Below are 21,214 nucleotides of genomic sequence, written 5' to 3' on the forward strand. Positions count from 1 at the left end.
CCGTAAAGCATTCCATGAATCTGCGGAACAAAAGCAGGAAAACGAGTGTTGCGTGACGAATGAAATCGGGTATAAAATCATATACTATTACCGATACTGCGACTATTCCCTGGAGAAAGGAGTCGTTGTTCGTGGAAGTAAACCGTGGTTTACTGAAAGGGCTTGCATGGGGCGTTGCCTTCAGCTGCCCGTTATGGATTGCGATTATCGGCTGGTTGCGTTTGATGGGATGGATGTATTGAGGATGATGCCGGAAGAGGTCATTTTTTATAAAGTCATATATGTAACCGTTATCATTAAAATCAATAAATAAAGCTCTGCCTTGCGACATTCGCACAGGACAGAGCTTTTGTTTGTTTAGAGCTCATTACAAGTCATACCCAAGGATTATCATCCGTTTGGCATGGATATTAATTAAGGCATTTTTACCGGTTCTGGATACTCCAGACCGTGGGTGTCTACCGTAACTTTTTTCATAACTTGATCGGTAACCGGTTTGTCACCTTTACCTATTTCCTGAGCAGCAATACTATCAACAACTTCCATACCTTCGGTTACTTTACCGAAGGAAGCATAGGCATTATCCAAATGATCCGCGTCAGCTAACATGATGAAGAACTGAGAACCAGCCGAATCCAAATTATCTCCGCGTGCCATGGAAATGACTCCGCGGGTATGATTCAGGTGGTTTTTGTGACCGTTGGATGTAAATTCACCCTTAATGGCATACCCTGGGCCACCTCGACCATTACCTTCTGGATCTCCGCCCTGAATCATGAAACCTGGAATAACACGGTGAAAGATTGTGCCATCATAGAAACCCTGATTCGCTAGTGAAATAAAATTGTTCACCGTATTGGGTGCAATTTCGGGATATAGCTCAATGACGATCTTCTGTCCATCTGCCATTTCAATAGTAGCTACTGGATTGGGACCCGTTGGTTCAACTGGAGCTGGTGTTTCTGTAGCGCCACTTGAAGGGCGTCCACAACCACTAATGACGATAAGCAGCATCGCGATTACCAGCGAGACCACTGTATTTTTTTTCCACCTTAAAGACATGAAAACGTTCCTCCTTGCATCTCTGCATTATATATTTTCTCCAAATCATATTTGGATATTTACCCAACTATCATACCGTTTTTGTGGACAGGATGGCAATGTAATACATGTGTTTGTGGTGAACAAGGGATGGCCTTCGTGGAATGATGGGTGTAAAATAAGGAAAATGCTTCCGCATCGGGGACGTACGGGTCTGTTCAGTCCGCTCCAATACACGGCAGTCCCGGCGTCGGTAACGGAAAGGGCGTGCGGGTATATGAACTTCTCGTGGAAGCGCAATCTGGTCATATTGTGGATTGGTGTATTTTTTTGCAGCACCGCGTATTCGATCTCGATCCCATTTCTGCCCCTGTTTCTAAGTGCTGACTTGGGGGTTCGTGATCACCTGGAGTTATGGTCAGGACTGGCATTTGGCATTACGTTTCTCGCGAGTGCACTCGTGTCTCCGTTCTGGGGATCACTGGCTGACAAATACGGACGCAAGCCCATGCTGATCCGGTCGGGATACAGCCTTGCCGTCTTGTATTTAATCAATTATTTCGTGCAGGACCCCTATTCACTGATTGTTGTTCGATTGTTCCAGGGTCTGCTTGCAGGGTTTGTTCCAGCAGCGATTGCCCTGGTTGGTACGAATACACCGGAAGAGAAGACAGGGTATGCACTGGGCATTATGTCTACGGCGGGAGCCACCGGTGGTATTATTGGACCGTTAATTGGTGGCGTGGTGAGTCATTATTATGGGAACCGGAATGCATTTTTGTTTTCGGCTATTGTTGTGTTAGTCTCAGCAATCATCGCAACCTTCTGGGTAAAAGAAGAGAACTTCAACCGGAACAAAGCTCGTTCCCACGTCATGGATGACATTCGTGAAGCGAGAGCGAATCGTTTGTTTATGACAGTGCTTGGCATGATGGGTATATGTACATTCTCCGTCATGATTCTGGAGCCACTATTGACGGTCTATGTGATGGAGATGGGTGTGCAACCTGATCGTGCCTCACTTAGCTCGGGTATTATTTTCTCCGCGGTAGGTGTAGCAACAGTCATCATGGCACCGCGCTGGGGCAAGATTGGTTCAAGGATTGGATACGGTAAAGTGCTGATCATTGGACTGGTTGGCGGAGCTATAGGTAACCTTCTGCAATTCTTCACAACAGGGTATATCGGATTCGGTATATTGCGGTTTGTGTACGGTTTATTCTTTGCAGCTGTATATCCAGCGATTAACGCCATGATTGTGCAGGCTACCGCATCGGGTTTCAGGGGAAGAGCATTTAGCTTGAATCAGTCCGCTGCCCAAATTGGGACGATGGCGGGGCCGATCATTGGTGGTGTTCTCGGTGGCTGGCTGCCGATTCGCTGGATTTTTATCATTAATGGAGTGGCATTGATCATCACTGCGATTGTAGCGAAGTGGTCAGGCTTGGATCACAAACTGCCCGTGGCAAGTAAGGTCTCCCCTAAACGGTGATGCTAAAGCAGGCATTAAAAGCGGATCTCCTTGAAGTTAAAAGGGTGTGAGAAATAAAATAAGAATTCTATAGAAATGCAAAGAGAGATGGCGCTGTAATCATACAGTCGTCATCTCTCTTTGGTACATATTCAGATAGCAGGGACTTCAGGCCGAGTGTATAACACGTCAATCCCAGTCTGATCTTGGAAGCTTGGAGGTTACTTAACACGTTTGGAGATGGGGTGATCCTCATTCATTTCCAGCAGGTCCCACAAATTTCCGTATAAATCCTTAAATACAGCTACTGTTCCATAAGATTGTTCTTTGGGGGCTCTAACAAATTCGATTCCCCTAGAGACCATCTCATTATAATCTCTCCAAAAGTCATCGGTGTTTAGAAACAGAAATACCCGACCACCAGTTTGGTCACCAATAAATGGCTCTTGCTCTGGTTTAGATGCTCTGGCAAGTAAGATTGTAGTACCAACAGAGCCAGGGGGAGAAACCACTACCCAGCGTTTATCTTGTTCCGGTTGATATATATCTTCAACTAATGTGAAGTTCAACTTTTTTGTATAAAATGCTATTGCTTCATCATAATCTTTCACAACCAATGCAATATGTACGATAGACTGAATCATATAATCATTCTCCTTCAACTAGAATAACTTTTGTAATATGTATCTTTTATAATAATGGAAGGGAACCTTTTTTACTATACTGTCAGATCAGTCATCGGTGATTAAACGCAAAGAAACCCCTTTTTAAGAGGTTTCTTTAAAGTCTGGAATTATTTCCGAGTGATCATTGATCATCCGAAGAGGGCTTACGAGAAGCCTTCTCTTTGGGAATGGCATGCTCGACCGCATCACGTTGATCCTTATCCTCAAGTGCTTCGGGGAAGGAGTCCTCAGTGAACAGTCCGAAGTCCGGGTCAATATCCCGTTCGGTCACGAGATTATCCGGTTCATGCACCTGCTTTTGGCGATCTTCCTTCATCGTGTATGCACCTCCTCATTCAGGATGTCATAATAGCTGTTAATGGCGTGGTGGAATGTCGTTCTCGGGTTTGGCGTCCGCACCAGCACCATTAAGCAGATCGGTACCATGCAATGCATCCGGATCGGGTGCAGCAGGATCAACCGGACTGTTTGGTTGCAGAAGATCTGCATCCGGTACAGATTCCAGCGGTGTCTCAGCCAAACGTGAATCCAATTCCGGCTCGTCCACAGCGGCTACAGCTACGGGTGCCAGATCCGAATCTTCCGTTACAATCCGTCTGCCGGAAACTTCATCAAAGGTATCCATATCGCCTTCCGGGACTTCCGTCTCTGGGGGAATATCGCGGGACCTCTGATAACGGTCATAATAGCGGTCGCTCTCTTCGTTATTAATTGATTTGTCAGACATGAGTAACACTTCCTTTCATTGTCGGTTGTCCAAAACTTCTTACCCCGTAGTTACCCAAAGCGCTAGTGTTGTAATCTTGCACAGGTTATTATCTCCGGGTGTTCACTACGATATGAATGCCTTAGAATTTGGGGAATACATATTTAACCAAGAAGTATAAGAATCCGAAAAAGATAATGATATATGCGGCATATTTAATAAATGTGGAAGCGACCATACTTGAATCCGATTTATGCTGAACATCCTTATGTTCCACCTCAACCGTACGATGTGGCTCATTCATTGTAATCATCTCCTTAGCGTGTTTGTTTGCTTTGAGAAACCATTACACCCGGAGCAAAGGATTGAATCGCAGCCACCGTTTTTACAGCTTTTCCTGTTTTGCCTATGTTATGATGAAGCTTGAATATGTAAGGGAGGAATTTCATGTGGACTGGTTCACACTGGGCAATATGATCACACGCATCCGTATCGGGCAAAAGGCGTCCACACCCGGGTTCTCCCGTACCGTCATCCGTCGTCCGGATGGTTTGTTTTGGGTAGGCGGTATATGGTCCGGGCAAGTTGTACAGTTACGGGATTTCCTTTTTTCCGACATATGGACCATCTATGATGATGAGGAGACAGAGCAGTGGCTTGAATTTCGCAGTCAAGTTGAACAGAAAGAACGGGAAATGATAGTGAACCAGTTCGAAGACTTGCGTGATTAATCGGATAACTTTAACAATAAAATGGAAATAAGACTATAAATCGACTTAAATGTGAAATTTCATTTTATCTCAAGAAGGTGACGTGACAAACGGTGGCGAATGATAAATGAGAGAATCTAAGGTAGGGAAAATTAGAACTTTGAGGTGCTGTGAATGAAAAATGTGCCCAAAGCTATCGTCATCTTATGGATGAGTGTATTGATTATTCTAGGCATGCCACATGGGATAGTCTTTGCAACTACAGGAGCGGTTCAGCAACCTGTATCCATTACAGGATGGGAAGTAAAATGGGGGAACGTTGACGATCAAGGATTCATCAGTGAGGTTAAGGGAGCAGACGAAATATGGGAAAAGCAGGGCAGCGATATGTTAGAGTATAGCAATACGGATCGATCGAATTCTTTATGGACTCGCCTGACCATTCCTGAGTTGAGTGAGGAAAGTTCAGCCATTCGATTTGAGAACATTAAAGGCAATCATATTGTTGTTTATCTGGAAGACCGCAAGGTCTACGAGAACTATCATTACAATTATGATAATAATGCTGTGTTGCTGCCTTTATCCAGCGAAAATTCAGGTGACACGCTCTATGTATGGTCGCAAAATGAAAAAGGCCGTCTGGGGATACAAGGTACTGTTCAGGTTGGACCTTATGCCGCGTTACAGGAGAAATATATTCATAATGGACTTATTGATGTAATTTTGGGCGCGACCTTTGTTTTCACAGCGATTACGATGCTGAGTTGTACGTTCTTCCTTGGCAAATTCCATAAGGGATTATGGATCTCGCTATGCATCGTGATGGGTTCCATCGGCACGATGATCATCACGTACTCGCAATTTTTGTATACGTTCTATCAGGTATATGGTGACCTGTATTCCGTAGTCTTTGATCTGGCGATGCTGCTGGGTATGCCAGCGTTATGTTATTTTTTTGAACAAATTATCGGACCAGGACTGCATGGAATCTTCACCAAACTGCGAAAAATACTATTCATATATTCAGTTATCGCTGTGTTCTCTCTATGTATCTATGTGACTTCAGGTGGGCAATGGGAGATCCTCTACAATCTGCTCGTACAGCGTGTGGTTGGCATTGTGTTGGTCATTCTGCTGACAATCCTGTTGGTTGGTACCATCGCCAAAGCGCTGCAACGAAATCGGGAAGCTATGCTGCTTGCAACGGGATTTGGTACATTTGCCTTGATCAGTGTGGCTGAACTGTTGTGGTATTATCAGCGGAGTGGGACGTATCATCTGTTATGGTGGAAATGGTCCATGGTTGCATTTGTGATCTCGTTGATTGCCATTCTCGGAAGTCGTTTTGCCGAAAAACATACTAAAGTTCTAGAGTATTCCAAGGAACTGGAACTGTTCAACAATGAGTTGCAGCGATCCGAAAAGATGGAGATTATTAGCGAACTGGCTGCTTCCGTTGCCCATGAAGTACGTAATCCACTTCAGGTGACAAGAGGCTTCCTGCAGCTTATGACAGAACAGGAAGACAACAAAAATAAGGGGTATGTGCGAATTGCACTGGAAGAACTTGATCGGGCTTCGGGCATCATAACGGATTTTCTTACCTTTGCCAAACCTGAGTTTGACCATATTATCTCGCTCAATATCTCGGATGAATTCAATCATATTGAAGGCATTCTTGTACCGATGGCTAACCTGGAAGGTGGTAAAATCACCACTGACATTCCGCCAGATCTATATATTCGAGGCAATTCCTCGAAGTTCAAGCAGGCTTTTATCAATATTATCAAGAACAGTATTGAAGCTCTGCAGGGACAAGGCCAGATTGATATCTGGGCGTATAAGCAGGATGGAATGATTAAGGTGCATGTCAGGGATAACGGAGAAGGAATGGACGAGGAAGCACTCTCCCGGTTGGGTGAGCCTTATTTCTCCAATAAAATCAAAGGCACAGGCCTGGGCATGATGGTGACATTCCGAATTGTTGAAGCGATGCAAGGACAGATCAGTTTTACAAGCACCAAAGGGGTAGGAACAGAAGCGGTTGTATCTTTTGCCGAGTTCGTCGATTGACGAACTCGCAGAAGGATACAGCGGCTTTTTTTGTTCCTACCCCTAATTTCTTACATTACCAATACCTAACCCGGTTTAACTTCTCCAAGGTCCACAATTCACATCATAATTTACTTTGGAAGGATTGGGAGGTATGACAAGCACATAGTCATTTTGCTGCTCCTCAACGGTACGCACCTGAATGTTCTCCGGGATTACGATGCCGAACGCTTCACGAAGCGCCTGCTTCGGATTGGAGTGCAATTGTTGTCTGAAGTGCTCGTCAGTCCAAGCCTTTTCAATAATATCCTCATGCAACGTTTTCTCTGATACCATCATCGTCAACATTCCCTTCATATTTAAAATTAAACTGAATCAGCTTAGTCCTTATGTTCAGAATCCCAACTGTTGCTCGCTAATCCAGTGATGAAACCCGCCTTGGAGGAGCCGTTTCTTCCGTTGTGTAATGTCCTGAATAGCTTGTACTAAAGTGCTGCATAAGTAAGAATTAAACGCCTCAAGATGCGATGTTCCTAAGTTAGACGATGTTAATGTACGATTATAGTGATAAGCAATGTCTACGTAAGAGTTCATGAGTTGTGTATTATATACATTGTCATGTATACGTTCGCTTAGAGGATGAACTGGATAGTTGTGATTCAGTGCTGCGGATATGTGGGAGAGGTAGCTGTTGTAGTTTCCATGCACAGCATCTTGTTGCGTGTCTGTGAAGTCATCGGTCATCTGGAGTGTCATGAGTGTGATGTTGATGGCAGAACACACCGGGATGATCCGGTCGGACTGATTCAGCAGAAGCAGTGCACCCGTAGCTCCAATGAGGAGAGGGGCAGCCTTTTGCGCAATCAACAAGGGATTCTGTTGGAAATAATCAATGGAATGCTCACCCGTAACACTCACGGCCCAATCCACTACATATTGTCTGAAATAGACCCAGAACGTGGAGGAAGGATTGAATAATACCGAGTAAGATTGAAGTGCATCCATGTAATATAGATTACCCAGGGATAACTTCAATGTGGCATTCTCCGGTTGTTCATCCATCACGTCGTCCTGATTCAGAAAATATAACATATGGATGAGACAGGCTGTACTTAATTGGTGTGCTTTCTCTGGGGGTAGTTTATCTGAGTGTTGCATCCAAAGTGGAGTGATGTACCCGATGTAGCTGTGTCCCGAATCTCGTAACAGCGGATTAACCGAACGAAGCTGCTCTAATGCATGTCCTGACAAGGGTTCGGGATATTCCCGTACGAGTTGCTCCGCTGAAGCAAACACGACCTCCAGATCGGATCTAAACGGATCTAACCAATCTTTCCGCATTATTACATATCGTCCTTCCTGCGATAAGGTGACTAAGGACTGTTCGACTATAATCATGAAGTTACACTTAGTATAGCGGAAATAAACTGAAAAAAATAGGATTTTTTGTGATCAATTGTGAGAAAAATGATGACTTTTTGTATTTTATGGCATAAAAAAGTGGATTTTAGGCTCAAACTAGGAAGGCACAGGATTTCGACATCGGAAAGGCGGCAGAAAAATGAATTTGAAATGGAAAACATGGATGGCAGCCGGATTGGCAGCCGTAGTTATAACAGCAGCAACAGGACATGTAGTATTCGCTGATTCAACGGTTCGGGCTGAGGAACATGACGATGCGTCAAAAGCTTCTTCCTCCGTTAAACCAGCGAAGCCATGCATGCAGGCAGGACACGGTCTGTTCATGATTGGTGAGACGGCAGACTTGCTTGGGATTGGACTTCGGGATCTGAAAGAACAGATGGAACTTGGCAAGACGTTGTCCCAGATTGCCAAAGAGCGTAAGGGACTTAGTGAGGAGCAGTTATTGCAGAAGTTGAAGCCTACACTTGCACAGCGTCTGGATCAAGCTGTAGATGAGGGGTGCCTCACCAAGGAACAAGCTGCGGCCACGAAGGCGGACATGGATACCAAGTTGAAAAAGGTCATCAATACCCCGCTGCGTGATTTGCGGCGTGAATTTGCCCACCATGGCAAACGTTCCATGGTAGATAAGGGCGAAATTGCCCGGTTTATTGGAGTCACTCCTGCTCAACTGCACGAGCAGCTTCAGGGAGGGAAGTCCCTGGCTGAGATTGCTCAGGCAAAAGGCATTAGTGAAACGCAGCTGGTGGACAAGCTGAAGGAACAATTAACGGGTGATCTGAAGAGATTTGTGAATCAGAAGGGCAACGTGCATCCAGCCCCGGGTCCCCAGGAACCTGTTCCTGGACGATCAACTTCGAGCGAAGTGAAATAAAGAAGAGCGTCTCCTTGAGGGGACGCTCTTCTTGCTTCATAATGTCTCACGCGTTCCCCGACTGTGAGCGGGAATAGGTGAGGGGCTTGGCTGGGGTGAGTTTCTCTTATCCGCATTAACAGATGAATTAGGTACAGAACGTGGTTTGCGCATTAACCCTACGGTGAAGCGGGAGCCAGGAAGCTTGGACAGCGCCCAACTGATTGCAAGAGCAATACCAACGGTTACAAGGAATGATAGCAACGTTACAGGCAGATGCCATCCACTGAGTTGAAGCGGTCTGGTTATATAAGCGATCGCGTAGATCACCAGTGCATGAACCAGATATCCACCAAATGAATAGCGGCCAATCCAGGATAACAGGCGCTGAAACCGTGTATCTTTGCCCCGCATCAGTACAAGGAAACCATACATCATAAACATCTGAGCCATAATGATCAAGAATGTGGTTGGTTTCAGATAGGTGGAGATATTCAGATTAACAACATCCCCGGACCCACGCAGCACATCGTAACCAAGCCATATATACATCCCTATGAACAGACAGATCGTCCATGGCAGCACCTTGGTGGTCCAACTCCTCCAGCTATCCACTGACCAGGCACACACGGCACCCAGTAAAAAGTAGAACCAGTACATCACCCATGAATAGGAGCGATATTGCAGCAACGTTGACCAAGGCTCAGACATGGATTCTGTCCAGCCCCCCATATTATAGTAGGACCATTGCATAAGCAGGGCATATAGTGCTGCTGCAAAGAGAATTAGCCCCATAATGACTTGCATGGGCGTGAAACGTGAGGTGTTCTGGATACGTCTCTGAATGGCTTTTGCTCCTGTCCAGAACAGGGGGAGCAGAATATAGAACTGAAACACCATAATGACAAACCAGAGATGATATCCCGTCTGTGGTATAAATAGTTCACGAACAAGACTGCGCAAATCGGGTATGCCTCCACGCCAGAACGCGGGAGTGAAGATACGGACAGCAAGCCAGTAGATCAGTGTCCATACGACAAACGGCATATAGATATCGCCAAATCGCTTTCGAATGAAGCGAGGATATTCCGGTTTGGTGTTACGGTGATGGTAAAACAACAGTACACCCGATAAAAATACAAACGTTGGCGTACCAAATCGGGTCAGATGATAAATCATAGTCAGCATAATGGAATCCGGTTGTTCAATATCAGCACGATAGATATACTCAGCGATACTATGCTGCATGACGATTGCCAGAAAGGCAATGCCCCGCAGTTCGGTCCATTCCGCTATTCGCGGTTTTTTCACATTATAATCCTCCCTCCAGAAACCGGAGTTCATCCTATAAGGGTAGCTGTTAAACATTAAGACTGCATTAAATGGAGAAAATAGGTACTAAAAAAGACGGCTTTGGCCGTCTTTTCTGTTGATATATCACTCAGGCATATCTTGTTCAATCAATGCTCCAGTTTTTTGATTGTTTTTAGTTCTGTCCCTCTGATGATGGAGTCTCTGAGGACTCGGCATCTTCTTCAAACAGTTTCTGAATGTAGGACTGAAGTTTGGTTACATCAACACCCAGCACCTGAGCTGAGCCGACCAGTTCATTGGTGAGCAGTTTGTTCGGTGGAATCTGCTGTTGATCGATATCGTTCACATGGATATCGAAGCCAAGTGATGCGAGTTTTAACATCTGGGTTGGACTAAGGTCCGTCTTAATATAGGGAGCGATGGCTTCCAGGATATCCGGGATTTTGAAAAGTGACGTGGTGCTCTGCATTTTCTTGGCCAGCTCGGTCATGAAGATCCGCTGCCGTTCGGTGCGCGTAAAATCCGAGGTGGCATCATGCCGGAACCGAACATATTGCAGGGCGGTCTTGCCGTCCATATGCTGCAATCCTTTTTTTAAGTCAATGTCGTACATATGTTTATCTGCTTTACTGGTGTAATACATGTCTTTCTCCACATCGATCTCAATACCGCCTACCGCATCAACAAGTGCCATGAAACCTGTAAAGTCTGTGTAGACATAATGCTGGATGGGAATACCGAGCAGATCACTTACGGTTTGTTTGGTCAACTCCGCACCCCCGTAGGAAAAGGCTGCATTAAGTCTGCTTTTGCCATGCCCGGGAATTGCGACATAGGTATCTCGCAGTACGGAGAATAGATGGGCTTTCTTGGTGACCGGATCAATGGAAGCGACCATGACCGAGTCCGAGCGTCCTGCATCGTCGCCTCTTGAGTCTCCACCAAGGAGCAGAATGTTCACCCGTTCCTGGCCCTCCCATCTGGGAATCGTTGTCGTTGGTGTGTCTGAATCGCTGTCTGTGCCGGAAGAGGACGAGTTGGATGAAGTCCCGGAAGCAGTGGAGATGCTATTGGCAAAATGAACAATCGAATATCCGTAATAGACAATGACACCTGTAACTGCAAGTGCCAAGGTCAGGGCTGTACCCCATAACCATTTTTTAAGCATAATCTTCACCTTTCTATGATTGAACTGATATGTAACCCAAACTAGTTTAACAAAAAGAAAGCAAAAAGTCCTCTTTGATTTCGTAACATCGGTCAATGTGAGGAATGTTTGACAAATAGTTAGTGTATATTTATTATGTAAAAACTAATCTTGTTTTGTGTAATGGGGGTATTAAAAGCTAGTTATGAATCAATCACTATTTAATTGGATTAATCAGTATGCAGACCAAATACCGTTTCTGGACTGGTTTATGATCACATCATCCGAGTATGCGGTTTGGGTCATGATCGCACTGCTTGTTATCGTATGGTTTCTCGGCGAACCATCGAAACAGCGAATTGTTTTCTATGCCTGTGTGGCATCCATTGTAGCGCTAGTTCTGGCTAAATGGGGGATATCACCAGCGGTCTGTCATCCAAGACCTTTTGTAGAAGGGACTGTGCATCAGCTGGTTGCCCATGTACCTGATCCTTCTTTTCCAAGTAAACATGCTTCCTTTGTATTTGCTCTAGCGGCTGCTTCATTCTTTATTGGACGTCGCTTCGGGTTATGGATGTTGTTACTCGCTGTGTTGACAGGGGTGTCGCGGGTATATGTTGGTGTGCATTATCCAGGAGATATTCTGGGAGGATTCATCCTCGGAAGTCTGCTTAGTGTGGTTCTGATTACAACACGCAATTATACCAAGTCGATTCCAGACTTTTTCATTAACATACACCGACGTGTTTTCCAGTAATGTCTGATAAACAATGTCTAGTGAAGTGGTGGTAGTCTCATTGAATGAAAGAAGTCTCTTAATCTCTGGTTCTGCCAAAGATGGGAGGCTTCTTTTGTGTTATGTTGGAAGTTACATGAAATTTAGAGAAATTGAATTCTAACATCTACAATTCATGACTAAAGGTGACGATATACTATAAATATGTATTATTTGAGGAGTGGGACACATGGAAGACACGCGGGGAAACATGTTGGGGAAATTGAAGTTAACGATTCGAGGCAAGTTACTGACTGGTTTTCTCATAGTCGTAGCTTTGTTGATTATTGTAAGCAGCTATGCGCTAATTCAGATCCATGAAATGTCTGGCAAAGCCAATGATGTGGATCAGACCTGGATGCCGAGTGTAAGCCTCTTGGGCTTGATGAATGGTGACATTTCAGACGTAGAACGATTGGCGCTGGCGATTATCGTTGAGCAGAACGAAGATGAAACAGCTAAGTTAAATGAAGCATTACAGCTGCTGCTTAACAAGATGGAGGATGAGCGTAAACAGCTACTAACGTTCATTGAGAACAATGATGAAGCGATGAAGCTCTACAATGATTTCAGTACGAATTATGATGCTTATGTGGAGAAAATGCCAGCATTTATCGAATTTGGTTTGAAGAACAATTATGAAGAGTCCAGTCGTTTACATACAGAGGCTTACCCGATGTGGTACACAGCAAACGACTCTATCACCAAGTTAATCACTTTAGGTAATGAAGGATCAGACGCGGCAACAAATGAATCGGTTGTGATGGCCGAAAATACATTTAATGTAATTTTGGCAGTGACGATTTTTGCTTTCCTGGTTGCGATATTCATTGCATTCTTCATTGCAAGTATCATCTCACGTCCAATCAAAAAGATGAATGAAGCGGCCATGGCTATTGCCAATGGTGATCTGACGGGTGAAACGATTGTGCTCAAGAACAAAGACGAATTGGGAACGCTTGCGGCTTCTTTCAATACCATGAGTGGCAATTTGCGCTCCATGATTGAATCGGTATCGATGACTTCCGAACAGGTAGCTGCTTCATCGGAGGAGCTTCTTGCAAGTGCAGAGCAAAATACTCAAGCCTCGGAACAGATCTCCCAAACAGTCGAGGAATTGGCTGTAGGTACATCTGATCAAGTTGATATTGTGAAGCGTTCTTCACAGGCGATGAGTGAGATGGCTCTTGGATCGGAGCAGATTGCCGAGCTTGCTCAGAGTGTATCCGTATCTGCTGTGGATGCGGCGAATCAGTCTTCCGAAGGAAATATGATTATTCAGCAAGCGGTTGAACAGATGGGTTCTGTTCGAAATTCCATTGCTTCGCTGACTGAATTGGTTACAGGGCTGGGGGAACGTTCAGCAGAGATTGGAACCATTACCGAGGTAATCAACAACATTGCCCGGCAGACCAATCTGCTTGCACTGAATGCAGCCATTGAAGCCGCACGAGCAGGAGAGCATGGACGTGGTTTCGCCGTAGTTGCGGGAGAAGTGCGGAAGCTCGCTGAGGAATCTTCCACATCTGCGCAAAGAATTACGGATCTCGTTCAATTGATTCAGAAAGATACGGATCATGCTGTTCAGGCAGTTAAAGTGAACAGCAGTGAGACAGAGTCAGGAATCGAGATGGTTACTGCAGCAGGACAAGCGTTCGAACAGATCTCGGATGCGGTCAACAAAGTAGCGGGTGAAATCCAGGAAGTATCTGCAGGTTCAGAAGAAATGTCGGCGAGTACAACTGAGGTTGTAGGCTATGTAAGCCAGATCTCCAACATTGCTGGAGAGGCAGCGGGCGGCGTTCATAATGTATCTGCCGCAACTCAGCAACAGTTGGCTTCCATGGAAGAGATCGCTTCATCCGCAGGTTCATTATCCAAAATGGCGGAAGAACTGCAGGAGCAAATTAACAAGTTCAAAGTGTAACTAATGAGATGTTCCGATTCTTAAGGTGTACAGGAGCATACTGATGGTCAGAATGCCATTCGATTTGTACTGTTGATGATAACAACGGCGAGAAGCTGTTTCTCTAACGCGCATATGTGTTAGAGAAACAGCTTTTTTTGTCACATGACGCAGAGCAGGTCACAACAATGTTATTTCAGAAGTCACCAACGCTTATATAGCTAGTGAAACAAACGGCTATAATGGTAATTAATGGTGGAACTTACACTGAAATACACCATGGGGAGGAGCGATATAAACTTGCAGTCCAGAGTAATGCATACGGAATATTGATGAAGAGGAGATGAATAGTTGAACATGAAGGGGAGCTGGTGGAGACGAGTCGCTATGATCGCGTTATCGGCAGGACTACTGGCAGGGAGTTTATCGATGGGCACAGGAATTCGTAAGGCGGATGCGGCCGCTGGAGATCAGAACTATGCTGAAGCACTGCAAAAGGCCATTTACTTCTATGAAGCACAGCGTTCGGGCCCGTTGCCAGCGAGTAATCGGGTCGAATGGCGTGGTAATTCAGGCATGCAGGATGGGGCTGATGTAGGCGTTGATCTGACCGGAGGATGGTATGATGCCGGAGATCACGTGAAATTTGGCTTTCCGATGGCTGCTTCCGCAACGATGCTCGCCTGGTCTGTCGTGGAATACGGGGACGGATATGAACAGGCCGGACAACTGGAGGAGATCAAGGATAATATCCGATGGGCGACCGACTATTTTATGAAAGCGCATACGAAACCTAATGAATTATGGGGACAAGTCGGAGCCGGGAATACCGACCATGCCTGGTGGGGGCCGGCAGAAGTCATGCAGATGAACCGTCCTTCGTTCAAGATCGATGCTACATGCCCGGGCAGTGATCTGGCAGCAGAAACGGCTGCAGCACTGGCAGCGTCTTCGATTGTATTTGCAGATGATGATCCGGCATATTCGGCCAGACTGCTCCAACATGCGAAAGAGCTGTACAACTTCGCAGACACATATCGGGGGGAATACACCGATTGTATCACGGATGCCGCAGCGTTTTATAACTCGTGGACAGGATACGAAGACGAGCTGGCATGGGGCGGAGCATGGCTTTACTTAGCCACTAATGATAGCGCTTACTTGTCCAAAGCCATTGCAGCTACGGACCGGTGGTCTTCTAGCGGCGGCTCAGCCAATTGGACGTATACCTGGACACAGGGCTGGGACAGTAAACATTATGGTGCCCAGATCCTGCTTGCCCGAATTACGTCCAGTTTGAACATGCCGGAGGCAACGAGATTTATTCAGTCCACCGAGCGTAATCTGGATTATTGGACGATTGGAGTCAACGGGACACGAGTCAAGTATACGCCAGGAGGTCTGGCATGGCTGGATCAGTGGGGCTCGCTCCGATATGCAGCGAATGCATCCTTTATTTCTTTTGTATACTCCGACTGGGTCAGTGATCCTGTGAAAAAGTCAAGATATCAGGATTTTGCTGTCTCACAGATGAATTATATTCTGGGCGATAATCCGCGTCAGAGCAGTTATGTGGTCGGATATGGGCAAAATGCACCTCAACATCCGCATCATCGGACTGCTCACGGTTCATGGCTGAATAACGAAGATATCCCGGCTAACCATCGCCACATTCTGTATGGTGCCATGGTCGGTGGACCAGATGCATCGGATGGATATACCGATGATATCGGGGATTATGTGAGTAATGAGGTCGCAACCGATTACAATGCTGGTTTTACCGGCGCACTGGCAAAGATGAATTTGCTGTTTGGTCAGAATCATCAGCCCCTTGCGAACTTCCCTGCACCTGAGGTGAAGGGAGATGAGTTCTATGTGGAGGCTGCGATTAAATCATCAGGTGCCAATTATACGGAAATCAGAGCACAGCTTAATAATCGTTCCGCTTGGCCTGCCCGAATGGGAGATCAACTGTCCTTTAAGTATTTCCTGGATTTGAGTGAAGTGTATGCTGCCGGACGTACGGTATCGGACGTGCAAGTGACAACCTCCTATACGGAGGGGGCGACGGTATCCCAACCAGTTGTGGTGAATGCAGCCCAGCATATCTATGCCATTACGGCAAACTTCGGTAATACCAAGATCTATCCAGGTGGGGAAGGAAATTATCGTAAAGAAGTACAGTTCCGCATTACAGGCCCACAGGGTGCATGGAATGCCAGCAATGACCATTCGTTCCAGACACTGACCACAGGCACTCCTGTGAAGAGTATATACCTTCCAGTCTATGATGCAGGGGGGAAGGTGTATGGACAGGAGCCTGGTGTTACACCAGTCACGGTTCCAGGCGCACCTGCTGGCGTGCAGGCTGTAGCGGGAAGCAGTCAGGTTAACCTGACTTGGGCCGCTGTATCCGGGGCCGAATCGTATACGGTGAAGCGTTCCGAGGTGAGTGGAGGACCATATACAACTGTTGCGACGGGTGTTAATGGATTGACCTACACAAACACGGGACTGATCAACGGGACAGCTTATTATTATGTAGTGACTGCTGTGAATTCAGCAGGGGAATCATCGGGTTCTGTACAGGTGTCGGCTACCCCGCAAGCAGCTTCGACGGTGCCGGGAGCACTGACTTTAAGTGGGACAGCTGGTAATGCACAGTCAGTCCTGACTTGGACAGCAGCCTCGGGCGTGACTAGCTATAAGGTACAACGTTCGGTGGCAGGCGGGACATATGCAGACGTGGCAACCGGATTGTCCGTGTTGACTTACACCGATACAACAGCGCTGAATGGCACCACGTACAATTACCGGATTGCAGCTGTGAATGCGAACGGACAGACACTGTCCAATGTCTTGGCACTGACACCTTCTGCACCTCCGGTGACGACCGGTACACTCGAAGTGCAGTACCGCAGCGGAGGGTCCGGGAATTCAAGTAATGCGGTGACTCCGCAGTTCAACGTGAAGAATACCGGAACACAGGCGATTGATCTCAGTACCGTGAAGATCCGATATTATTTCACCAAGGATGGTGCGGATCAAATGACCTTCTGGTGTGATTATGCCGAGATGGGCACGGCCAATGTTGAAGGTACATTTGTCGCAGCGAATCCGGCGAAGGGTACCGCAGATACGTATCTGGAGATCAGCTTCAAGTCGGGAGCAGGCAGTTTGGCTGCTGGAGCAGAGACCGGCGTGATTCAAGCACGCTTTTCCAAAAATAACTGGAGCAATTTCGATCAAAGTAATGATTATTCCTATGATGCTTCCAAGACGGCTTTTGCTGCATGGAACAAGGTAACCGCGTATCAGGGAAATACCAAAGTATGGGGCTTGGAGCCGTAACTGGCTGAATCATAAGCAGAAGAGCAGCATGGACAGACCAACAGCGTTTATATTCAATTTCCACTATTCCAGGGAGGTATATATTAATGTTGAAATCAGCTGCGAAAAAAAGTTTAACAGCCATGCTGGCAGGAACGGTCATGTTGACCGGATACACCGGACTCTGGGCAGGGCCGCAAACAGCCCATGCCGCAGATCAGGCCATCGAGATTCAGGCAGACAGCATTAATGAAGTTCGGTTTTTGCAATTATATGATCAGTTGAAAGATCCGGCGAACGGATATTTTTCGCCAGAGGGTCTACCGTATCATTCCATTGAGACCCTGTTGAGTGAGGCCCCGGATTATGGTCATATGACGACGTCAGAGGCATACAGTTACTGGCTGTGGTTGGAAACCATGTATGGTCACTACACGGGAGACTGGTCCCAACTGGAAGCAGCTTGGGACAGTATGGAGAAATACATTATCCCGGTCAACGAAGGTGACGGCAAGGAAGAACAGCCTACGATGAGCTCGTACAATCCGAACAGCCCTGCTACGTATGCAGCGGAAAAACCTTTTCCTGATCAATATCCATCGCCACTTAATGGTCAATATGCAGCGGGTAAAGACCCGATTGATGCCGAACTTAAGGCGACCTATGGTGACAATCAGACTTATCTCATGCACTGGCTGGTCGATGTGGATGACTGGTATGGATATGGCAACCTGTTGAATCCATCACATACGGCTACCTATGTGAACACGTTCCAGCGTGGGGAGCAGGAGTCTGTGTGGGAAGCCATTCCGCATCCATCCCAGGATGATAAATCTTTTGGTAAGGCAAACGAAGGCTTCATGAGCTTGTTCACAAAGGAAACTCAGGTACCGTCAGCGCAATGGCGTTACACTAACGCAACGGATGCGGATGCACGTGCAGTACAGGTGCTGTATTGGGCGAAGGAGATGGGATACAACAATCCGGAATATCTGGATAAAGCGAAGAAGATGGGGGACTATCTGCGCTATGGTATGTATGATAAATACTTCCAGAAAATTGGAAGTGCAAAGAGCGGTACACCAACTCCGGGTACAGGCAAGGATTCCAACATGTATCTCATGGCTTGGTATACGTCTTGGGGAGGTGGCTTGGGTCAAGGTGGGGATTGGGCTTGGCGCATTGGAGCGAGCCATACCCATCAGGCTTATCAAAACCCGGTTGCAGCGTATGCTTTGTCTGATCCGGCTGGCGGCTTGATTCCGGAATCAGCAACAGCGAAGGCAGATTGGAATGCTACGCTGAAACGTCAGTTGGAATTCTACACTTGGCTACAATCCCATGAAGGAGCTATCGGCGGGGGAGCAACCAACAGTCTGGATGGTTCATACAAAGCCTATCCGGCAGGCGTAAGTACATTCTATGACATGGCTTATCAGGAGGCACCTGTATATCGTGATCCGGATTCCAACACCTGGTTTGGATTCCAGGCATGGCCGCTGGAGCGTGTAGCCGAGATGTACTATATTCTTGCGGAGAGCGGGGACTTGACCTCTGAGAACTTCCAGATGGCCAAGAAGGTAATCACGAAGTGGATCGACTGGAGTAAGGATTATGTATTTGTAGGTGAGCGTCCGGTGACGGATGCGCAAGGCTATTATCTGAATGCGGCTGGACAGCGCATTTTGGGTGGAACTAATGTTCAGGTAGCAACAACGCCGGCTCCGGGAGAGTTCTGGATTCCGGGTGGTCAGGAATGGCATGGTCAACCGGACAAATGGAATGGATTCAGTTCGTTTACGGAAAATCCGAACTTCCGTGTAACGACCAAAGATCCAGTGCAGGACACCGGAGTTCTGGGAAGTTACGTTAAAGCTCTGACCTTCTTCGCAGCGGGAACACAGGCAGAGAACGGTACACTTAGCGCGGAAGGCCAAGAAGCCAAGGATTTGGCTGAGGCTTTGCTGGATACAGCTTGGGATTACAATGATGGTGTGGGGATTGTTACGGAAGAAGAACGTAAAGACTACTTCCGCTTCTTTGCCAAAGAGATCTATATCCCGGCAAACTGGTCTGGAACCTTTGGTCAAGGCAATACGATTCCAGGTACAGCAGGTGTACCTTCCGAGCCGGCGAAAGGTGGCAATGGCGTATACATTGGATACTCCGATCTGCGTCCGGCCATCAAGCAAGATCCGGCATGGGCTTACCTGGATAACCTGTACAAAACGTCGTATAACACAACCACGAAACAGTGGGAAAACGGTGCACCTACCTTTACGTATCACCGGTTCTGGTCACAGGTGGATATGGCTACAGCGTATGGAGAGTATGATCGTCTGCTCGGTGATACCGATACGCCGGAAGTTGAAGTCCCGGCTGCTCCTGCCGGCGTAACGGCTGCTGGTGGCAGCGAGCAAGTTGTACTGAACTGGAACGCAGCCACTGGTGCAACGTCATATACGGTGAAACGTGCAGAAGTGAACGGTGGCCCTTATACGTCTGTAGCGACAGGAGTCACAGGATCAACATTCACGGACACAGGCTTGACCAACGGCACAACGTATTATTATGTCATCACTGCGGTGAATGCCGTAGGTGAGTCTGCACCGTCGACACAGGCATCTGCAACACCACTCGCAGGTACCGTTGTGCCCGGCGTATTCAACCTTACTGGAACGGCTGGCAATGCCCAGGCGGTACTGACATGGACCGCATCAACTGGAGCAGCGAGTTATAAGGTACAACGTTCGGTTGGCACCGGAGCATATGCTGATCTGGCAACAGGTTTGACCGCACTGACGTATACCGACGCTACAGCGGTGAATGGTACGGCTTATAATTATAGAGTCGTAGCCATTAATACGAGTGGTCAGACGAATTCAAATGTATTGGTGTTGACCCCATTGGCACCTCCAGTTACAACGGGAACGCTTGAAGTACAATACCGTAATGGTAGTTCAGGAACTTCGGTCAATGCGATTACTCCACAGTTTAATGTGAAGAATACAGGTACAACTGCTGTGGACTTGAGCAAAGTGAAGGTCCGGTATTATTTCACCAAGGATAGTGCAGCTGATCTGAGTTTCTGGTGTGATTATGCACAGATTGGCAGCGGTAATGTGGAAGGACATTTTGTTTCGGTAGATCCGGCCAAGGGCACGGCAGACACCTATCTGGAGATTGGATTCAAACCGGATGCTGGCAGCTTGGCTGCGGGTGCCGAGACCGGAGTCATCCAGGGACGTTTCTCCAAAAACAACTGGACTACTTTTGACCAAACGAACGATTATTCCTTTGATTCCACCAATACGGCCTTCAGTGCCTGGACTAAAGTGACAGCGTATCAGGATGGCGCCAAGGTATGGGGAATTGAACCTTAAATGAGTTGATCAACCAATTGTAGAGTGATGTTACTCATCATACAGGTTAAGCCGGGGAGAAATCCCTGGCTTTTCTTTTTTTATGGAAAAGCAAAAATGAAATACAAAATAATCAAACGGACACTGCTGATAAATCGATCCGTATTGAGGTTGGAGGCAAAAATGTGAATTCGGGGAACGGTAATCGGCAAATGAATCATAGTAATGTTTACCATATTTGCGGTTTTAAACATTAAAATCTAGGTCATATGGCATATGCACTGAATGAGAAACGGCCTAGCTCTTGTATCGAGGAAAAATCAAGCATATCAAATAGTTACAATAATTTAACCTTTCAAAAAGAAGGAATCAGCAGTGAATTTTTCCAGCAATCCATGGACACACCCTGATACTTAGTGCTCAAGTTCGCCTCTAT

At 46.6% G+C, this 21,214-nt stretch carries 17 protein-coding genes; 8 read left to right on the forward strand and 9 right to left on the reverse strand.

Annotation, left to right across the window (positions count from 1 at the left end; all coding sequences use genetic code 11):
- Positions 1 to 414: 414 nt before the first annotated feature.
- Positions 415 to 1,062 carry a peptidylprolyl isomerase gene (locus tag MKZ13_RS05785; protein WP_339182543.1) on the reverse strand — a complete coding sequence of 216 codons (648 nt, stop codon included), beginning with the start codon at positions 1,060 to 1,062 and terminating at the stop codon, positions 415 to 417.
- A gap of 256 nt (positions 1,063 to 1,318) precedes the next feature.
- Here MKZ13_RS05785 and MKZ13_RS05790 point away from each other — a divergent pair, with 256 nt between their 5' ends.
- Complete coding sequence (locus MKZ13_RS05790; protein WP_339185350.1) at positions 1,319 to 2,533, forward strand: MFS transporter; 1,215 nt, start codon at positions 1,319 to 1,321, stop codon at positions 2,531 to 2,533.
- Positions 2,534 to 2,733: 200 nt separating this feature from the next.
- Here the strand turns inward: MKZ13_RS05790 and MKZ13_RS05795 are convergent, their stop codons facing one another.
- From MKZ13_RS05795 to MKZ13_RS05810, 4 genes are all read right to left on the reverse strand, one after another.
- The gene (locus tag MKZ13_RS05795) at positions 2,734 to 3,156 is read right to left on the reverse strand and encodes a VOC family protein (RefSeq protein WP_237176675.1); all 423 of its coding nucleotides are present in this window, start codon (positions 3,154 to 3,156) and stop codon (positions 2,734 to 2,736) included.
- A 163-nt stretch (positions 3,157 to 3,319) separates the two neighbouring features.
- The gene (locus MKZ13_RS05800) at positions 3,320 to 3,514 is read right to left on the reverse strand and encodes a hypothetical protein (RefSeq protein WP_339182545.1); all 195 of its coding nucleotides are present in this window, start codon (positions 3,512 to 3,514) and stop codon (positions 3,320 to 3,322) included.
- 39 nt (positions 3,515 to 3,553) lie between these two features.
- Positions 3,554 to 3,925, reverse strand: a complete 372-nt coding sequence (locus MKZ13_RS05805; protein WP_339182547.1) for a hypothetical protein — start codon at positions 3,923 to 3,925, stop codon at positions 3,554 to 3,556.
- A gap of 121 nt (positions 3,926 to 4,046) precedes the next feature.
- A complete protein-coding gene (locus MKZ13_RS05810) occupies positions 4,047 to 4,208 on the reverse strand; it encodes a hypothetical protein (protein ID WP_017690239.1) in 162 nt (53 codons plus the stop codon).
- Positions 4,209 to 4,353: 145 nt separating this feature from the next.
- Here MKZ13_RS05810 and MKZ13_RS05815 point away from each other — a divergent pair, with 145 nt between their 5' ends.
- Positions 4,354 to 4,635 (forward strand): hypothetical protein, encoded by a 282-nt coding sequence (locus MKZ13_RS05815; RefSeq protein ID WP_017690238.1) that lies wholly within the window; start codon positions 4,354 to 4,356, stop codon positions 4,633 to 4,635.
- A 189-nt stretch (positions 4,636 to 4,824) separates the two neighbouring features.
- Positions 4,825 to 6,687, forward strand: coding sequence for a HAMP domain-containing sensor histidine kinase (locus MKZ13_RS05820; RefSeq protein ID WP_339182549.1), 1,863 nt, complete (start codon positions 4,825 to 4,827; stop codon positions 6,685 to 6,687).
- 75 nt (positions 6,688 to 6,762) lie between these two features.
- Here MKZ13_RS05820 and MKZ13_RS05825 read toward each other — a convergent pair whose 3' ends face one another.
- Together MKZ13_RS05825 and MKZ13_RS05830 are read right to left on the reverse strand one after the other, a co-directional pair.
- Positions 6,763 to 7,005 (reverse strand): NHLP leader peptide family RiPP precursor, encoded by a 243-nt coding sequence (locus MKZ13_RS05825; RefSeq protein WP_084174472.1) that lies wholly within the window; start codon positions 7,003 to 7,005, stop codon positions 6,763 to 6,765.
- 54 nt (positions 7,006 to 7,059) lie between these two features.
- Positions 7,060 to 8,007, reverse strand: coding sequence for a hypothetical protein (locus tag MKZ13_RS05830; protein WP_339182551.1), 948 nt, complete (start codon positions 8,005 to 8,007; stop codon positions 7,060 to 7,062).
- Between the two features lie 220 nt (positions 8,008 to 8,227).
- On the opposite strand from MKZ13_RS05830, the gene MKZ13_RS05835 reads away from it, so the two are divergent.
- The gene (locus tag MKZ13_RS05835; protein WP_339182552.1) at positions 8,228 to 8,965 is read left to right on the forward strand and encodes a hypothetical protein; all 738 of its coding nucleotides are present in this window, start codon (positions 8,228 to 8,230) and stop codon (positions 8,963 to 8,965) included.
- A gap of 36 nt (positions 8,966 to 9,001) precedes the next feature.
- Here MKZ13_RS05835 and MKZ13_RS05840 read toward each other — a convergent pair whose 3' ends face one another.
- Together MKZ13_RS05840 and MKZ13_RS05845 are read right to left on the reverse strand one after the other, a co-directional pair.
- On the reverse strand, positions 9,002 to 10,255 hold the full coding sequence (locus MKZ13_RS05840) for an acyltransferase (RefSeq protein WP_339182553.1): 1,254 nt from the start codon (positions 10,253 to 10,255) through the stop codon (positions 9,002 to 9,004).
- A 175-nt stretch (positions 10,256 to 10,430) separates the two neighbouring features.
- Positions 10,431 to 11,426 (reverse strand): LCP family protein, encoded by a 996-nt coding sequence (locus MKZ13_RS05845; RefSeq protein WP_339182554.1) that lies wholly within the window; start codon positions 11,424 to 11,426, stop codon positions 10,431 to 10,433.
- Positions 11,427 to 11,610: 184 nt separating this feature from the next.
- Between MKZ13_RS05845 and MKZ13_RS05850 the strand changes: the two genes are divergently transcribed.
- From MKZ13_RS05850 to MKZ13_RS05865, 4 genes are all read left to right on the forward strand, one after another.
- The gene (locus MKZ13_RS05850) at positions 11,611 to 12,162 is read left to right on the forward strand and encodes an undecaprenyl-diphosphatase (protein WP_339182556.1); all 552 of its coding nucleotides are present in this window, start codon (positions 11,611 to 11,613) and stop codon (positions 12,160 to 12,162) included.
- Between the two features lie 208 nt (positions 12,163 to 12,370).
- Positions 12,371 to 14,107, forward strand: a complete 1,737-nt coding sequence (locus MKZ13_RS05855; RefSeq protein WP_339182558.1) for a methyl-accepting chemotaxis protein — start codon at positions 12,371 to 12,373, stop codon at positions 14,105 to 14,107.
- A 336-nt stretch (positions 14,108 to 14,443) separates the two neighbouring features.
- Positions 14,444 to 17,437 carry a glycoside hydrolase family 9 protein gene (locus MKZ13_RS05860; RefSeq protein ID WP_339185353.1) on the forward strand — a complete coding sequence of 998 codons (2,994 nt, stop codon included), beginning with the start codon at positions 14,444 to 14,446 and terminating at the stop codon, positions 17,435 to 17,437.
- A gap of 86 nt (positions 17,438 to 17,523) precedes the next feature.
- The gene (locus MKZ13_RS05865; protein WP_339182560.1) at positions 17,524 to 20,799 is read left to right on the forward strand and encodes a glycoside hydrolase family 48 protein; all 3,276 of its coding nucleotides are present in this window, start codon (positions 17,524 to 17,526) and stop codon (positions 20,797 to 20,799) included.
- The last annotated feature ends 415 nt before the right edge of the window (positions 20,800 to 21,214 follow it).

The organism is Paenibacillus sp. FSL R5-0701, from assembly GCF_037973995.1.
Classification (GTDB): domain Bacteria; phylum Bacillota; class Bacilli; order Paenibacillales; family Paenibacillaceae; genus Paenibacillus.

Bases quoted from the DNA above. Each gene is read 5' to 3' on its own strand.
- MKZ13_RS05795 (WP_237176675.1), bottom strand. From the start codon at position 3,156: ATGATTCAGTCTATCGTACATATTGCATTGGTTGTGAAAGATTATGAT.
- MKZ13_RS05790 (WP_339185350.1), top strand. From the start codon at position 1,319: ATGAACTTCTCGTGGAAGCGCAATCTGGTCATATTGTGGATTGGTGTA.
- MKZ13_RS05845 (WP_339182554.1), bottom strand. From the start codon at position 11,426: ATGCTTAAAAAATGGTTATGGGGTACAGCCCTGACCTTGGCACTTGCA.
- MKZ13_RS05820 (WP_339182549.1), top strand. From the start codon at position 4,825: ATGAGTGTATTGATTATTCTAGGCATGCCACATGGGATAGTCTTTGCA.
- MKZ13_RS05835 (WP_339182552.1), top strand. From the start codon at position 8,228: ATGAATTTGAAATGGAAAACATGGATGGCAGCCGGATTGGCAGCCGTA.
- MKZ13_RS05855 (WP_339182558.1), top strand. From the start codon at position 12,371: ATGGAAGACACGCGGGGAAACATGTTGGGGAAATTGAAGTTAACGATT.
- MKZ13_RS05850 (WP_339182556.1), top strand. From the start codon at position 11,611: ATGAATCAATCACTATTTAATTGGATTAATCAGTATGCAGACCAAATA.
- MKZ13_RS05805 (WP_339182547.1), bottom strand. From the start codon at position 3,925: ATGTCTGACAAATCAATTAATAACGAAGAGAGCGACCGCTATTATGAC.
- MKZ13_RS05865 (WP_339182560.1), top strand. From the start codon at position 17,524: ATGTTGAAATCAGCTGCGAAAAAAAGTTTAACAGCCATGCTGGCAGGA.
- MKZ13_RS05800 (WP_339182545.1), bottom strand. From the start codon at position 3,514: ATGAAGGAAGATCGCCAAAAGCAGGTGCATGAACCGGATAATCTCGTG.
- MKZ13_RS05810 (WP_017690239.1), bottom strand. From the start codon at position 4,208: ATGAATGAGCCACATCGTACGGTTGAGGTGGAACATAAGGATGTTCAG.
- MKZ13_RS05830 (WP_339182551.1), bottom strand. From the start codon at position 8,007: ATGCGGAAAGATTGGTTAGATCCGTTTAGATCCGATCTGGAGGTCGTG.
- MKZ13_RS05860 (WP_339185353.1), top strand. From the start codon at position 14,444: ATGAAGGGGAGCTGGTGGAGACGAGTCGCTATGATCGCGTTATCGGCA.
- MKZ13_RS05825 (WP_084174472.1), bottom strand. From the start codon at position 7,005: ATGATGGTATCAGAGAAAACGTTGCATGAGGATATTATTGAAAAGGCT.
- MKZ13_RS05785 (WP_339182543.1), bottom strand. From the start codon at position 1,062: ATGTCTTTAAGGTGGAAAAAAAATACAGTGGTCTCGCTGGTAATCGCG.